We start from the raw sequence: 14,314 nt of genomic DNA, 5'->3' as shown, positions 1-14,314 counted from the left end.
ACGGAACCAACGACCGACTCTCCCTCAGCACGGCCTGGCCTGGCTGGTTCTCGCCGACCCGTCGGTCGAGTCCCTCCTCACGGCTCCGCAGGCAGCACTGGGCACTCCACGGGCAGCACCCGGGAGAAGGCCGGGCGGCTGTCCAGGGGGCGCGCGCCTGCGATCAGCCGTCAGGCTGTGGGCTCGTGTCGCCTGAGCGGAAAGGTCGGCACACCAACACGGGACACGGCGCGGAGGCTGCACGCACGAGGCGGTGGGGCCCAGCAGGATGGTCGCGGGGAGCCCGCGGCTGCCGTACGCCAGCGTGATGAGGTCGGCGCCGACCTCCTGGGCCGCCCGGATGACCTCCGCGGCGGGCGAGCCGCGGCGCACCTGCTCGTGGATGGTCGGGCCCCGCCGTCGAACAGTGCGACAACCAGGTCGATGGCGGCCGCGGCCTCCTCCTGGAAGCGGAAGTTGGTCGGCTCGACATTGCGGCGCTCGGGCGACCCGTCCACCGCGCCGCGCTGCTGGACGACCACCGCCGCGCGCGCGAGGCGACGCTCCTCGCGCTGCTCGGCTGGAAGCGGCAGCAGACCGCCGAGGTCGTCAGCACAGCGCGAGCCTGCTCCTGCGTGGCGTTCCGGACGGCCCGGTCACCCTCGCCCACCGACGGTGTCCTCCTGCTCTCCCCCGCGTCCCTCCTCAACGACTGGGTGGTCCTCAATGCCTGCGCCTGGCTCCCTCACTCACGACGAGCTCGCGGTGGTGCCGGCCGACACGAGCGTCAAGGTCCCAGCTTCCGGGCCGTGAACAGGCTGCCGTTGTGCGTGAAGGTGAGGTCGGTCAGGTCCAGGTCGGGCGCTGCACCGCGCGTGTCACCGACGGCGATGACGCCCACCTGGCTGCCGTCCGGCAGGACGGCCCAGCCGATCCGGGCCTGGGTGCCGTTCACCTGGATCCTCGCCTCGTACACCCCGGCGGGCCCAGTGGCCACCGTGGCGGTGAACGGTGTGTCGAACGTGGGGGTCCGGAGTTCGCCGGAGATGGCGCCGTCCCCGAGATCACCCGTCAGGCGCGCCCCGCTCGGCGAGCTCAGGTCCAGCCGGCCGTCGACGACGGACCCCTGCAACCAGGACTCGAACTGCCGCCCGTCGCAGACGTAAGCCATGGCCCGGTCCGCGTCGATGACGATGGCCAGGCTTGCACCACCGTCCTGCGTCCCACCTCCGAAGACGCCCTGCGTGGCGTCCGCGGGTGGCCGGGGAGTGGGCGTAGCCGCGGTCGGAGCGGGCGACGGCGCCGGTGTGGGCGTCGGGCCCTCCGATGCAATCGGCGGAGCGCCCGCGTTCTCGCCGCCCGGCTCGGCAGCCACGCCGCCTCGGATCAGTCCCACGAAGGTGACAGCCAGCAGGAGCGCTGCCAGGACGACGACCGTCAGCTGCAGCGCCAGGCGGGGCTCGCGGCGTTCGGAGGGCGACGTCGTCCCACCCTGCGCCTCCGGGACGAAGGGTATGCCGGCCAGGACGTCCCGGTACTCCTGGGCAGCCTCCTGCATGGCGAGCCCGCCGTACTCCAGCCGCGCCTGCAACCCGGCGAGCATCACGCCTGCCGCCTCTGCGGCGCCCACCCGCGCTCTCAGGTCACTCGTCTTCTCCAGGTGGGCCGACACGGCCGCCGTCATCGACACCACGAGCGCGGCGAAGCACAGCCCCTGCCACACCGTCCGCGATGCGTCGAGCGACAGCCCCTGCTGGACCCTTTCCGCGAAGGTGGGGCCGCCCAGGGCAGGGCCCGCGGTCAGCGCGGCGACGACGGCACTGCTGACGATGCTCACGGTCGACAGCCGCCTGCTCACCGGAGCCTTCCTCCGGACGTAGGCCTCGATGCCGACTCGTCTGGCCCGGATCGTGTCGAGCAGTCCTGCTCTCGGGTCGGGCGCCTCCGTGGGTTCCACGGTGATCACCTGTCCTCGGCCACTCGTGGTCGGGGATGGCGCGGCTTCACTGGCGCCATGGCCTGCGTCCCTCGTCGTGGCTCCTTCACAGGCCCTGGGCGCGCACCATCGCCGCGCGGGTGATCGGACCGACGATGCCGTCGACGGCCACTCCACCGCGGAGCGGGACGGGATTGCCCGAGCCGTCCTGCAGCAGGTGCCTCACGTACTGGACCAGGTTGCCCGGAACAGGCTCCTCAAAGTCGAGCACCAGGCGGTCGAAGTCCTTGTTGCGGCCCGCCCGGACGCCGACGAGCTGGGCTTGGCCGATCGGCCCCTGCGCGTCGATGACCGGGCCCGGCGTCAGGCTGGCCGACACTGCCTCCCCCACGAGCTGCGTCATGACCGCAGCCAACGCCAGGGACCGTCACCGGGCCGTCACCCCGAGGTCACCGAAGCGCGCAGACACCGCGGGCGCACAGCCCGTCCTCGGCCCTGGGACGTGCTCCCGACCCAGGCACGTGCCACCCGACGCAGGACGAGATGTGTCCCGAGGTGCCTGTCCCGACCGGAGCTCGCCCCGGCCCTCCCCCGCTGCCTGCTCGCCATGAGCGACGCGCAGGTGCTGGCCACGGCGGCGAGCCCGCCCGGCGGCGTCACCGCCACCATCACGCCTGCGACATCTGTGGTCCTGCGTTCCTCGTCGGTGGAGGCGTGTCCGGAGGTACCGTGTCGTCCCTCGGACACACACTCACCCCGGTGCTCCTGCAGGTCAGGAGCTCGGGGTGGTCTCGTTCCGGCCCCGCGACAGAGCCTCGTGACACCGCTCTGATCGGTCGAGGCCCCACCAGTTGCCGCGGTGATCAGCCACCACGGACAGCAGGTCGGTGGAGGATGCCGGGATGGAGGTGTTGAGCAGCCGCGTCCTGCTGCGCCCGACGGACCCGGCGCGGTCACATGCCTTCTACGGCGACGTCCTCGGCTTGGCCGTCCACCGGGAGTTCGGCCCACCGGAGCACCGCGGCGTCGTCTACTTCCTGGGCAACGGCCTGCTCGAGGTCTCGGGTCATGCCGACCAGCCACCTGTCGGGCTCGGCCTCTGGCTCCAGGTGCGGGATGTTGCCGGTGAGCACGAGCGGCTGGCCGGCGCTGGGGTCTCCGTCACCCGACCGCCTCGACGGGAGCCCTGGGGACTGGTGGAGATGTGGATCGACGATCCCGACGGCGTGCGGATCGCCCTGGTGGAGATCCCCGAGGACCACCCGCTCCGCCGCGACCAGCGCTGAGCCCGGGATCAGTCGGCGGGCTCGCCGAACCAACGGGTGAGGTGGGCGTCCAGGTCGTGCTGGTCGTCGCCGATCCAGGCGACGTGACCGTCGGGGCGGAGCAGGACGCACGGGACGTCCAGTGCCGCCGTGGGATCCGGGAGGTGGTCGACCCGGTCGGACCAGCCGCCGACGGTCAGGCGTTCGGTGCGGTCCAGCAGCAGGCCGCGGCCGCGGTGCAGCAGACCGTAGAGGTGGCCCTGTGCCACGTCGATGTCGCGCAGGCGGCGGCCGAGCAGGTCGGGACCCTCGCCGACGTCGTAGCGGATGCCGATCGCCGTGATCTTCTCGATCAGCCGGCGGTTCACCTCGTCGATGTCCATCAGCTCGGTGAGCAGCCTGCGCACGGCCTGCGGGCCCGGTCCGGTGGACAGCAGCTCCATCTGGGCGCGGGTGTTGTCCAGCACGTCCTCGGCGACCGGACGACGTTCGGCCTCGTAGGTGTCCAGCAGTCGTCCCGGCGCCCAGCCGCGGACCTGTGCGGCGAGCTTCCAGCCGAGGTTGACCGCGTCCTGGACGCCCAGGTTGAGCCCCTGCCCGCCGGTGGGTGGGTGGACGTGTGCCGCGTCGCCGGCCAGCAGCACCCGCCCGACCCGGTACCGTTCGGCCAGCCGGGTGGCATCCCCGAAGCGGGACATCCACCGCGGGGAGTGCACGCCGAAGTCGGTCCCGGCGAGGGCGCGCAACTGTCCCCTGAAGTCCTCGAGGGTGGGCGGTTCGGCACGGTCGCTGACTCCCGCGGCGGGGACCACCACGTGGTGGACCCCGTCGCCGACAACCCTGAGCCACAGTCGCCTGTCCCCGATCCTGGTCACCGTGGCGGCGATCTCCTCCGGCGGCGCAGCTGCCTCCATCTCGCCCATCAGCGTCTCGCTCCGTGCGGGCTCGCCCGGGAAGCCGACGCCGAGTGCCTTGCGCACCGTGCTGCGCCCGCCGTCACAGCCGACGAGATGGCGCGCCCGCAGCTGTTCCCCGTCGGCCAGCTCGACGGTCACCCCCTCGTCGTCCTGCTCGAGACCGGCCACCGCACGACCGCGCCGGACCTGCGCACCGAGTGCGACCGCATGTTCCTCGAGCAGGTGGACGAGGACGGGCTGCGGGATGCCGAGCAGGTAGGCGTACGCGGAGTCCAGGCCCTCGGGGACGGGCGCAGGGATGCCGGCGAAGAAGCCGCCGGCCGGACGGCGCCGGCCGTGTTCGAGGATGCGCTCCAGCAGTCCACGCATCGCCATCAGCTCGATGCTGCGGATGTGCAGTCCGACGATGCGGACGAACGGCGCGGGCTCGGTCTCCCGCTCCAGGACGAGCACCCGCACGTCGTGCAGCCGCAGTTCGGCGGCCAGCACCAGACCGGTCGGCCCGCACCCGGCGATGATCACGTCGAACCCGAGGGGTACGCGACCGGAGCCGGGGACCGGCGAGGGAGTTCGGGCGAGGTCGCCGTGGACCAGGTCGTTCGACGACGGCTCGGCGGTGGACTGCGGTGAGTGCATCGGTGTGCCTCTCGGGAGTGCCTCGGTGGGGAGGCGCTCCCGGCGACACCTACGTCGATCGCCCGACCGTGACGGCACGAGGGAGCACCCACATCGCTACTGCGTCCATGGGTCTCACCTCCTCGGGTGGTGTCACGATCACCGGCAAGCTACGAGCCGGAGCTGCATCAGGTCCAGCCCTTTTCCTCCAGGTGCTCGGCGTCCCGCGGGCCCTCGGCAGCACGGGCGCCCGACCTGAGGGGACGCCGCTCCACACCGGCCGTGCCAGGATCGACGGCGAGCACATGGGGCTGCCGGGAGGTCACGATGACGCACGTCCGCCCGCACGGCGGCGCCCCGACGGTGCTGGCCACCGTCGACGGCCAGGCCTACGGCTCCCTGCGCTCGCCGAGCACCCCTCGGGCGGAGCGGTACGCCCTCGGCCGCGGCCTGCGGAAGCAGGTGCCGCGATCGTCGCTGTCGGAGTGGAGCGCGCCGGACGACCGACGCGACGTGCTGGACCTGCTCGAGGAATCGCACGAGGGCCGGATCAGCTGGCTCGTGCCGGTGCGGATCGGGCGGATGACGGCCTCGCCGTACGGGTTCCTGCGCGGCGCCGCCGTGGTGATGGCCGAGGACTTCGCGAGGCTGCCGGCCACGGGCATCACCCCGGTGATCTGCGGCGACGCGCACGTGGGCAACATCGGCTTCTACGGCTCCCCGGAGCAGGAGCTCGTGCTCGACCTCAACGACTTCGACGAGGCGCACCCGGGCAGCTGGGAGTGGGACCTGCGCCGCCTGGTCGCGAGCGTCTGGGTCGCGGGCCGGCAGAACTCCATGAGCGAGGACTCCTGCGCCGATGCCGTGATCTCCTGCGTGGCCTCCTACCGCGAGCAGTTGTGGGAGCTGTCGGACCAGCCGCTGCTCTGGCGCTCGTTCCAGCGTCTGGACCTCGACCGGCTCCACACGGCGGCGTCCGACGAGGCGCTGCGCCAGGAGCTGGACCGGGCCGCGAAGAAGGCGCGGTCCCGGACGAGCGACCGGGCACTCCCCCGCTTCACCGAGCAGCACGAGGGACGCCGGCGCATCGTCGAGGAGCCGCCGCTGATCACCCGGGTGGGGGCCGCCGAGGCCGACGAGCTGGCCGAGGCCCTGGACGGCTACCTGGCGACGCTGGCCCCGCACTGGCGCCGGATCCTCGGCGGCTACACGATCGTCGACATCGCCCACAAGGTGGTCGGCGTGGGCAGCGTCGGGCTGCGGGCGTACGTCGTCCTGTGCGAGGGGTCCGACCCCGAGGACGTGCTGTTCCTCCAGCTCAAGCAGGCCAGGCGTTCCGTCGTCGCCCCGTTCGTCCACGGCGACTCCGCGTGGCACGCCCACCAGGGCGAGCGGGTGGTGGAGTACCAGCAGGCCCTGCAGACCGTGAGCGACCCGCTGCTCGGCTGGGCCAGCGTGGGAGAACGGCAGTACTACGTGCGCCAGTTCCGCAACATGAAGGGCAGCGTCGCACTGGATGCGATCGACCCGCGCGCCCTGGCCGACTACGCAGGGATCTGCGGCCAGTTGCTGGCCAAGGGCCACGCGCGCACCAGCGGCGCCTCGATGATCGCCGGCTACCTGGGCAGGTCCGACAAGGTCGACCGCGCCCTCTGCTCGTTCGCCCGGGTGTACGCCGACCAGACCGAACGGGACCACCAGCGCCTCGTCGATGCGGTGGCGCGCGGCGCCGTCCCCTGCGAGCCGGGTGTGTGAGGTGGCCCGCCCGCCGCCCGAGCCGCGCAGCGCCTGGGCGATCCCCACGGCGACGACCGCGCCGCCGAGCGGGGCCGAGCAGCCTCCCCACGCCGGGGCGACGTCGGACGGCGTCGGACGGCGTCGTGCCGGTCACCCTGCCGATCACCGGCGCCCGAGCCGGTCGCGGGGCCTCGTCCCCGTCACGGCGTCCCGGTCAGTCCGACCAGACCGGTGGACGCCTGCCGAGGAAGGCGTCCACCCCCTCGTGGAAGTCCGGCGTCGCCCCCAGCGCCACCGCCTCCGACCCCTCTATGGCCAGGCCCTCGTCGAAGGTGAGGTCGCCGCCCTCGGTGACGCAGCGCCGGATCGCCGCCAGCGCCCGCGCCGGCTTCCGGGCCAGCCCCTCGGCGTAGCCCTGCACGACGTCGCGGAGCTGCTCAGGAGCCACCACCACGTCGACGAGGCCGATGGCGTGGGCCTCCTCGGCGCTCAGCAGGGTGCCGTCGTAGAGGAAGCGCAGCGCCCGCGGCCGGCCCAGCAGGCGGGCCAGCGCCTGCGTCGCGCCGACCGGGGGGATGAACCCGATGTCTATCTCCGGCTGCCCGAGCCGGGCAGTGGACGCCGCGAAGCGGACGTCGCAGTGCAACGCCATCTCCAGGCCACCGCCGACCGCGGTGCCGTGGACGGCCGCCAGGAGCGGTTTCCGCGACGCGCGCATCCTCCGGACCAGGTCGTGGCACACCTCGACCCAGCGACGCATGCCCTCGTCGTCCATGCCGGCGAAGACCCGGAGGTCGGCGCCCACGCTGAAGTGGTCGGCCAGAGCACTGCCGAACACCACCACTCGGACAGCCGGGTCGGCGAGCTGGTGCTCCAGGGCTTCGGGGACCTCCCGGAGCATCTCCCAGTGGAAGGCGTTGACCGGTGGGCGGTGGTACTCGATCCACCCGACACGGTCGCGGACCGTGACGCGCAGGAAGTCGGCCATCCGCCCTCCCCTCACACCGTCGCTGAGCCTAGGTGCTCGGCTCGCCATGACGGCGTCCTCGTGCGCCCTCATCGAGGCGGTACGGCGAGGGTCAGCTCGCCACCGGTCGGCAGCGCGACGGGCACAGCCCTGTGCGCGCACGTAGGGCGCCCGTACCGCCCCCGGACGGGCCGGTGCGGAGCTGTCGTGCCGACGCTCCCTCGAGAGCCTCGGAGAACGGATGATCACGTTCCTCACCGCGGTCAGCGGCATCGCCTGGACCATCGTCTACGTCGCGGTCATCAGGATCGGCTTCACGCAGCAGACCTACGCACTGCCGGTGATGGCGCTCGCCCTGAACATCGCCTGGGAGTCCATCTACTCGGTGTGGGGCATCTCCACCGATCCCGGCCTCCAGGCCGGCGTCAACGTGGTGTGGGCGTTGGCAGACCTCGTGATCGTCCACACCTTTCTCCGGTTCGGACGCCGGGAGCTGCCGCCGTTCGTCACGAGGGGGATGTTCTGCTGCTGGGCGGTCGGCGTCTTCGCCACGGCCTACGTCGTGCAGTGGGCCTTCGTCGTGGAGTTCGGCTACGCCCAGGCCGCGCGCTACACCGCCTTCCTGCAGAACCTGCTGATGTCCGTCCTGTTCATCGCCATGTTCGTGGGACGACGCGGCCCACGAGGTCAGTCGATGACGATCGCGATCGCGAAGTGGCTCGGGACACTCGCTCCCACCATCGTCTTCGGGGTCTACGAGCACTCCGCCTTCATCCTGCCCCTCGGAGCCCTCTGCTCCGTCGTCGACCTCGCCTACATCGCGCTGCTCGCGCAGGCCCGGCGCGACCCGGCACGCTTCGGGGCCGGCGTGCCGCGGGAGCTCGTCCACGCCGACCGGCCGCAGTAGGACCGGGCGAGCCTGAGCGGAGCAGTCCTGGACCGAGCAGCTGCGGTGCAGCCTGGTGCTCGAGTGGGTCTCGGGCACCCTCCGGGCCGACGCTCCGGAGGGCCGATGCCCCCCGTCGGCGGCCGCTCAGGGCACGACCTGCTGGGCCTTGCCGATGACGACGATCTCGTTGTCGGACACCGTGTACAACTCGCGGTCACGGTCGATGTCCACCCCGACCTGCGCGCCTGCGGGGACGACGACGTCCTTGTCCCGGATCGCGTTGCGCACCACCGTGTTCCTGCCGACCTGCAGGCCCTGCTGAGCACCGAGGCGTCGACCTGGGCGCCTACCGGATCGCCGCCCTGGGCGCGGGCAGCGCGATCGCCATGACCGAGGCCGTGGTGAACGGCACGGTCGACAACGGGTACGCCCTGGTCAACCCGGCCGGCCACCACGCGCTGCCGGAGACCGGCCTCGGCTTCTGCATCTTCAACAACGTGGCTGTCGCCGTCCGGCACGCCCAGGCCGAGCTGGGCATCGAGCGGATCGCCATCGTCGACTGGGACGTCCACCACGGGAACGGCGCGCAGGCGATCTTCGGCGAGGACCCGTCGGTGCTCACCGTCTCGCTGCACCAGGACCGCTGCTTCCCGCCGAACTCGGGGCTGGTCACCGACCGCGGCACCGGCGCCGGGCACGGCTACAACATCAACATCCCGATGCCGGTGGGCACCCGCGACGGCGGCTACCAGTACGCCGCACAGACGGTGATCGGCCCGGCGCTGGAGGCCTTCGCACCGGAGCTGGTCCTGGTCGCCTCCGGGTTCGACCCCAACGCGATGGACCCGCTGGCCCGTCAGCTGGTCACCACCCGGGGGTTCATCACGCTGACCGAGACGGTGATGGCCGCGGCCGACCGCTCGGCGCAGGGCCGCCTGGTGCTCGTGCAGGAGGGCGGCTACAGCCCGGTGTACGTGCCGTTCTGCGGCCTGGCGACCATAGAGACCCTGGCCGGCGTGCACGTCCTGGACGACGCCATCCTGCCCGTCGTCGGCGGGATGGGCGGTCACGACCTCGAGCCGCACCAGAAGGCGCTGGTCGACCTGGTCGCGGAGCACGTCACCGACGTCCACCACCCCTGACCCGACGCTGCCCCGGCACCCCGGTCGGGATGCCGGGGCAGCGATCGGGAACGGCCTTGTCGCCCATCGGGCGGCGCGCCAGACTGCGGCATGGTCAGCGCTCCCCTGGTGGTCGGTTCCGGCCCGGTCAAGGTCCTCGCCCTGCACGGGTGGTTCGGCTCGGCCACCGGGTGGGGGTCGTTGCCGGAGCTCGTCCACGGCGACCGGTACAGCTACCTGTTCGTCGACTACCGGGGCTACGGCGCGCGGCGGGGCGAGAGCGGTGAGTTCACCCTCGCCGAGATCTCCGCGGACGCCCTGGCCGCGGTCGACTCCCTCGGCTGGTCGACCTTCGCCGTCCTGGGGCACTCGATGGGCGGCAGCGCGATGCAGCGGGTGCTGCTGGACGCCGGCGACCGGGTCACCGGGCTGATCGGGGTCAGCCCGGTGCCGTCCACCGGCGTCCCGTTCGACGAGCAGGGGGCGCAGCTGTTCGGCGGCGCGGCCGCCCACCGCGAGAACCGCTACGCGATCATCGACCTGACCACCGGGAACCGGCTCAGCCGCACCTGGGTGGACCGGATGGTGCAGTTCTCCCTCGACCAGTCCGACGAGGCGGCCTTCGGCGCCTACCTGGACGCCTGGGCGGGGACCGACTTCTCCGCCGAGGTGCAGGACCACCCCGTCCCGGTGCGGGTGGTCGTGGGCGAGCACGACCCGGCCCTGGGGGCCGCGGTGATGGAGCAGACGTTCCTGGCGCAGTACCCGAACGCCTCGCTGGAGGTGCTGCGCAACGCCGGGCACTACGCCATGTACGAGACACCGGTGGCGCTGCTGACGACCGTCGAGGGCTTCCTCGACGAGCTGTGAGGGCGACGGACGCCATGACCGCCACCGAGGTCCGCGCCGCGGACACCCTGGCCGTGGTCGACCCGGCCACCTACGAGAGCGGCCCCCCGCTGGAGGCGCTGCGCCGGCTGCGCGCCGAGGGTCCCGTCGTCTGGGTCGACGAGCCCGCGCTGCACGGCTTCCCGGCCGGCCCCGGCTTCTGGCTGGTGCTGCGGCACGTGGAGGTCGAGCGGGTGCTGCGCGACCCGGCCACCTTCTCCTCGTGGCTGGGCGCCACCCAGGTCCGCGACGCCGCTGACCTGGACTGGGTGCGCCGGATGATGCTCAACATGGACCCGCCGGACCACTCCCGGCTGCGCCGGCTGCTGTCCCGGTCCTTCACGCCCCGGGCGGTGGCCGCGCTGACCGCCGCCATCGAGACGACGGCGGCCGGGCTCGTGGACCGGATGATCGACGGGGACGCCGAGGGACGCTGCGACTTCGCCAAGGACGTCGCCGCGGACCTACCGCTGATCACCCTCGCCGACGTGCTCGGCGTGCCGGCGGAGGACCGCTGGCTGATGTTCGACTGGTCGAACCGGGTGATCGGCTGGCAGGACCCGGACTACGCGTCGTCCGCCGCCTTCGACGGTGGCGGCGGCACCGCGCTGGCCCGGCAGGCGGTCGCGCTGCGCCCGGCGCCGGACGGCGACGGCCGGATGCCCGACCCGCGCACCCGCGCCGGGATGCCCGACCTCTACGGCTACGCGCGGCTGCTGGCCGAGGAGAAGCGCCGGGCGCCGGGTCGGGACGTGATGTCGGTGCTGCTCGCCCAGACCGACGAGGACGGCGGCCGGGTCAGCGACGCGGAGTTCGAGAACATGTTCTGGCTGTTCGCGGTCGCCGGCAACGAGACGCTGCGCAACGGCCTGCCCGGCGGGCTGATCGCCCTGCTGACCCACCCGGCGGAGCTGGCCGCGGTCCGCGCCGACCCCGACCTCCTGCCCGGCGCCGTGGAGGAGATGCTGCGCTGGTGGACGCCGGTGATGGTGTTCCGCCGGACGGCGACCCGGGACGTCGACCTGGCCGGTACCCGGGTGCGGGCCGGGGACAAGGTGGCCGTCTCCTTCACCTCGGCCAACCGGGACGAGCGGGTGTTCTCCGACCCGGACCGGTTCGACGTCCGGCGTGCGCCCAACCCGCAGCTCTCCTTCGGGCACGGACCGCACTTCTGCCTCGGCGCGCAGCTGGCCCGGGTGCAGATGCGGGCACTGTTCGGTGCACTGCTCCGGCGCACGGACACCCTCGGGCCGGACGGCCCCCCGGCCCTGCTCCGGTCGAACTTCCAGCGCGGGGTGAAGCGGCTGCCGATCCGGTGGACGGCCGCCAGCGGTCGTCCCTGAGGCTCGGGCGCTTGTGGTCCCCGCCACCAGCGCCGTACTCTGTACCGGTAAATGAGCGAGGCGTTCGATATCCGAGCGACCCTCTGAGCGGGAGCCCCCATGGCAGCCAAGCCCTTCGCGTCCTCCGCCGATCTCGGGGTCAAGGAGCAGACCCTCGAGGTCCTGGCCGACGGCGTGTACGCACTCACCGCGGAAGGCGACCCGAACCTCGGTGCCATCGAGGGGGAGGACTTCCTCGTCTGCTTCGAGGCCCTCGCCACCCCGGTCGCCGCCCGCCGCTGGCTGGCCAAGCTCCGCGAGCACACCGACAAGCCGGTCCGCTACCTGGTGCTCAGCCACTACCACGCCGTCCGCGTGCTGGGCGCCAGCGCCTTCGACGCCGAGGTCATCGTCAGCTCCGAGCAGACCAAGCACCTCATCGAGGAGCGCGGCCAGCAGGACTGGGAGAGCGAGTTCGGCCGCATGCCGCGGCTGTTCGAGGAGCCGGAGTCCATCCCCGGGCTCACCTGGCCGACCCTGACCTTCCGCGACAAGCTGACCCTCGAGCTCGGCGGCGACCGGGGCGAGCTGGTGCTGGAGTTCCTCGGCCGCGGCCACACCGAGGGCGACATCGTCGCCTGGCTGCCCCAGCAGGAGATCCTCTTCGCCGGTGACCTGGTGGAGTCCCAGGCGGCCCTCTACACCGGCGACGCGTTCCACTTCGACTGGGCCGCCGGCACCCTGGACCGGGTCAAGGCCCTGGGCGCCCGGCAGCTGGTCGGCGGCCGCGGCAGGATCGCCCGCGGCCGGGACGAGGTCGACGCCGCGGTCGAGCAGACCCGCGACTTCCTGCTCACCATGCAGCGCACGGTCGGCGAGGCACACCGGTCCGGCGGCTCGCTGAAGGACGCCTTCACCGCCACCCACGAGGCGCTGGCCCCCCAGTACGGCTCGTGGCCGATCTTCGAGCACTGCCTGCCCTTCGACGTCCAGCGCATCTGGGACGAGTTCGACGGCATCGATCGCCCGGTGATCTGGACCGCCGAGCGGGACCGCCAGGTCTGGGACGAGCTGCAGGGCTGACCCGGCGATGACCACTCCGGAGAGCCCGCCGCCGGTCGTCGTCATCGGCTGCGGCCCCGTCGGGCAGACGACCGCCCTGCTGCTGGCCCGCTGGGGGCTCCGGGTCGTCGTGCTCGACGGCCGCCCGGAGCGCGACCTGGTCGGCAGCAAGGCGATCTGCCAGCAGCGCGACGTCCTCGACGTCTGGGACTCCGTCGGCGTGGGTGCCGAGATCGCCCGCCGCGGCGTCACCTGGACGACGGCCCGCACGTTCCACCGCGACGCCGAGCTGTTCAGCTTCCAGTTCGCCGACCGCGGGCAGTCGCCCTTCCCGCCCTTCGTCAACGTCTCCCAGTGCCTCACCGAGGAGCTGCTGGACGACGCGATCGAGGGTCAGCCGCTGATCGACGTCCGCTGGGGCCACCAGGTCACCGGCATCGACCAGGACGACGCCGCGGTCTCCGTGACCTGTGCCAACGGCGTGGCCGTCACGGGCAGCTACGCCGTGGCCTGCGCCGGCCCGCGCGCCGACGTCGTCCGGGCGTCGCTGGGGCTGACCTTCGAGGGACGGACCTTCGGCGACCAGTTCCTCATCTGCGACATCCGGACCGACCTGCCCGGCTGGGAGACCGAACGGCGGTTCTACTTCGACCCGGTGTGGAACCCCGGCCGGCAGGTGCTCATCCACCCCTGCCCCGACTCGACCTTCCGGATCGACTGGCAGGTCCCGCCGGACTTCGACCTGGCCGCCGAGGAGGCCTCGGGCGGGCTGGACCTCCGGATCCGGCAGGTCGTCGGCGACCGGCCGTACGAGATCGTGTGGAAGTCCGTCTACCGGTTCCACTCCCGGGTGGTGGACCGGATGCGGGTGGGTCGGGTGCTGGTCGCCGGCGACGCCGCGCACCTGGTGTCCCCGTTCGGTGCCCGGGGTCTGAACTCCGGGGTGCTGGACGCGGAGAACGCGGCCTGGAAGCTCGCCTTCGTGCTGCACGGGTGGGCGCCGGAGGCGCTGCTGGACAGCTACTCCGACGAGCGGCACGCCGCGGCCGTGGAGAACCTCGAGGTCACCGGCGCGACGATGCGGTTCCTGGTGCCGGGCAGCCCCGCCGAGGCCCAGCACCGGCTCGCGGTGCTGGAACGGGCGGCGACCGACCCGGCCGCCCGGGCGCAGGTCGACTCCGGCCGGCTGGCCGAGCCCTTCTGGTACGTCGACTCCCCGCTCACCACCCCGGACGAGCGGCGGCCCTTCCCCGGCCGGCCGGCGCGCGGCGACGTGCCGGTGCCCGCGCCGGGTGTGCTGGCGCCCGACGCCCCGGTCGCCGTCCCCGGACGCCCGGAGGTCACCCGGCTCCGCCAGCTCGCCCGGGAGGGCGTGACCGTCCTCGTGGGCGACGATGCGGCACTCCCCGAGCGGCTCCCTGACGACCTACCGGTGGCCGTGCACCGGATCAGCGACCTCGACGGCTCCTCGACCCTGCGCACAGCGCTCGGCGCACGCCCCGACGAGATCTGGGTGCTGCGGCCGGACGCGCACGTCGCCGGGGTGCTGACGCGCGCCGCGGACGTCGCCCCGGCGGTGGCCCGACTGCTCGCCCGCTCTGTCCCCACCCCCGTCC

The 14,314-nt window shown here is 72.9% G+C and carries 13 protein-coding genes and 1 pseudogene; 8 read left to right on the top strand and 6 right to left on the bottom strand.

The features are described from left to right. Positions 1–24: 24 nt before the first annotated feature. The 3 genes and pseudogenes from FHL80_RS27065 to FHL80_RS10355 form a co-directional block, all read right to left on the bottom strand. A pseudogene (locus FHL80_RS27065) lies at positions 25–399 on the bottom strand (universal stress protein); the annotation flags it as partial. A 367-nt stretch (positions 400–766) separates the two neighbouring features. After that, positions 767–1,837, bottom strand: coding sequence for a hypothetical protein (locus FHL80_RS10360; protein ID WP_138733345.1), 1,071 nt, complete (start codon positions 1,835–1,837; stop codon positions 767–769). Between the two features lie 184 nt (positions 1,838–2,021). Continuing rightward, positions 2,022–2,318, bottom strand: a complete 297-nt coding sequence (locus tag FHL80_RS10355; RefSeq protein ID WP_216870593.1) for an AMIN-like domain-containing (lipo)protein — start codon at positions 2,316–2,318, stop codon at positions 2,022–2,024. Positions 2,319–2,817: 499 nt separating this feature from the next. Between FHL80_RS10355 and FHL80_RS10350 the strand changes: the two genes are divergently transcribed. Further along, positions 2,818–3,201 carry a VOC family protein gene (locus FHL80_RS10350; protein WP_138733344.1) on the top strand — a complete coding sequence of 128 codons (384 nt, stop codon included), beginning with the start codon at positions 2,818–2,820 and terminating at the stop codon, positions 3,199–3,201. An 8-nt stretch (positions 3,202–3,209) separates the two neighbouring features. Here the strand turns inward: FHL80_RS10350 and FHL80_RS10345 are convergent, their stop codons facing one another. Next, on the bottom strand, positions 3,210–4,733 hold the full coding sequence (locus FHL80_RS10345; RefSeq protein ID WP_138733343.1) for an FAD-dependent monooxygenase: 1,524 nt from the start codon (positions 4,731–4,733) through the stop codon (positions 3,210–3,212). Between the two features lie 306 nt (positions 4,734–5,039). On the opposite strand from FHL80_RS10345, the gene FHL80_RS10340 reads away from it, so the two are divergent. Continuing rightward, positions 5,040–6,467 carry a DUF2252 domain-containing protein gene (locus tag FHL80_RS10340; protein ID WP_138733342.1) on the top strand — a complete coding sequence of 476 codons (1,428 nt, stop codon included), beginning with the start codon at positions 5,040–5,042 and terminating at the stop codon, positions 6,465–6,467. A gap of 196 nt (positions 6,468–6,663) precedes the next feature. Here the strand turns inward: FHL80_RS10340 and FHL80_RS10335 are convergent, their stop codons facing one another. Then, entirely contained in the window at positions 6,664–7,437 is a 774-nt protein-coding gene (locus tag FHL80_RS10335) for an enoyl-CoA hydratase/isomerase family protein (RefSeq protein ID WP_216870592.1), read from the bottom strand. Between the two features lie 220 nt (positions 7,438–7,657). Here FHL80_RS10335 and FHL80_RS10330 point away from each other — a divergent pair, with 220 nt between their 5' ends. After that, positions 7,658–8,323: a transmembrane-type terpene cyclase gene (locus FHL80_RS10330; RefSeq protein ID WP_138733340.1), complete on the top strand. Its 666-nt coding sequence runs from the start codon at positions 7,658–7,660 to the stop codon at positions 8,321–8,323. 126 nt (positions 8,324–8,449) lie between these two features. Here the strand turns inward: FHL80_RS10330 and FHL80_RS25450 are convergent, their stop codons facing one another. Beyond that, positions 8,450–8,593: a GlgC family sugar phosphate nucleotidyltransferase gene (locus FHL80_RS25450; RefSeq protein ID WP_216870591.1), complete on the bottom strand. Its 144-nt coding sequence runs from the start codon at positions 8,591–8,593 to the stop codon at positions 8,450–8,452. A 98-nt stretch (positions 8,594–8,691) separates the two neighbouring features. On the opposite strand from FHL80_RS25450, the gene FHL80_RS10325 reads away from it, so the two are divergent. The 5 genes from FHL80_RS10325 to FHL80_RS10305 form a co-directional block, all read left to right on the top strand. After that, on the top strand, positions 8,692–9,447 hold the full coding sequence (locus tag FHL80_RS10325; protein ID WP_138733339.1) for an arginase family protein: 756 nt from the start codon (positions 8,692–8,694) through the stop codon (positions 9,445–9,447). A 90-nt stretch (positions 9,448–9,537) separates the two neighbouring features. Next, complete coding sequence (locus FHL80_RS10320) at positions 9,538–10,296, top strand: alpha/beta fold hydrolase (RefSeq protein ID WP_138733338.1); 759 nt, start codon at positions 9,538–9,540, stop codon at positions 10,294–10,296. A gap of 14 nt (positions 10,297–10,310) precedes the next feature. After that, positions 10,311–11,657: a cytochrome P450 gene (locus FHL80_RS10315; protein WP_138733337.1), complete on the top strand. Its 1,347-nt coding sequence runs from the start codon at positions 10,311–10,313 to the stop codon at positions 11,655–11,657. Between the two features lie 99 nt (positions 11,658–11,756). Beyond that, a complete protein-coding gene (locus FHL80_RS10310; protein ID WP_138733336.1) occupies positions 11,757–12,719 on the top strand; it encodes an MBL fold metallo-hydrolase in 963 nt (320 codons plus the stop codon). 7 nt (positions 12,720–12,726) lie between these two features. After that, positions 12,727–14,314: FAD-dependent monooxygenase (locus tag FHL80_RS10305; RefSeq protein ID WP_138733335.1), on the top strand; the 1,588-nt coding region annotated here is incomplete at its 3' end.

The sequence above is a fragment of the Modestobacter excelsi genome (genome assembly GCF_005930495.1).
GTDB classification, from domain to species: Bacteria; Actinomycetota; Actinomycetes; order Mycobacteriales; family Geodermatophilaceae; genus Modestobacter; species Modestobacter excelsi.
The sequence above is the reverse complement of the archived record's forward strand: the minus strand, read 5'-3'. Positions and strand labels throughout refer to the sequence as shown.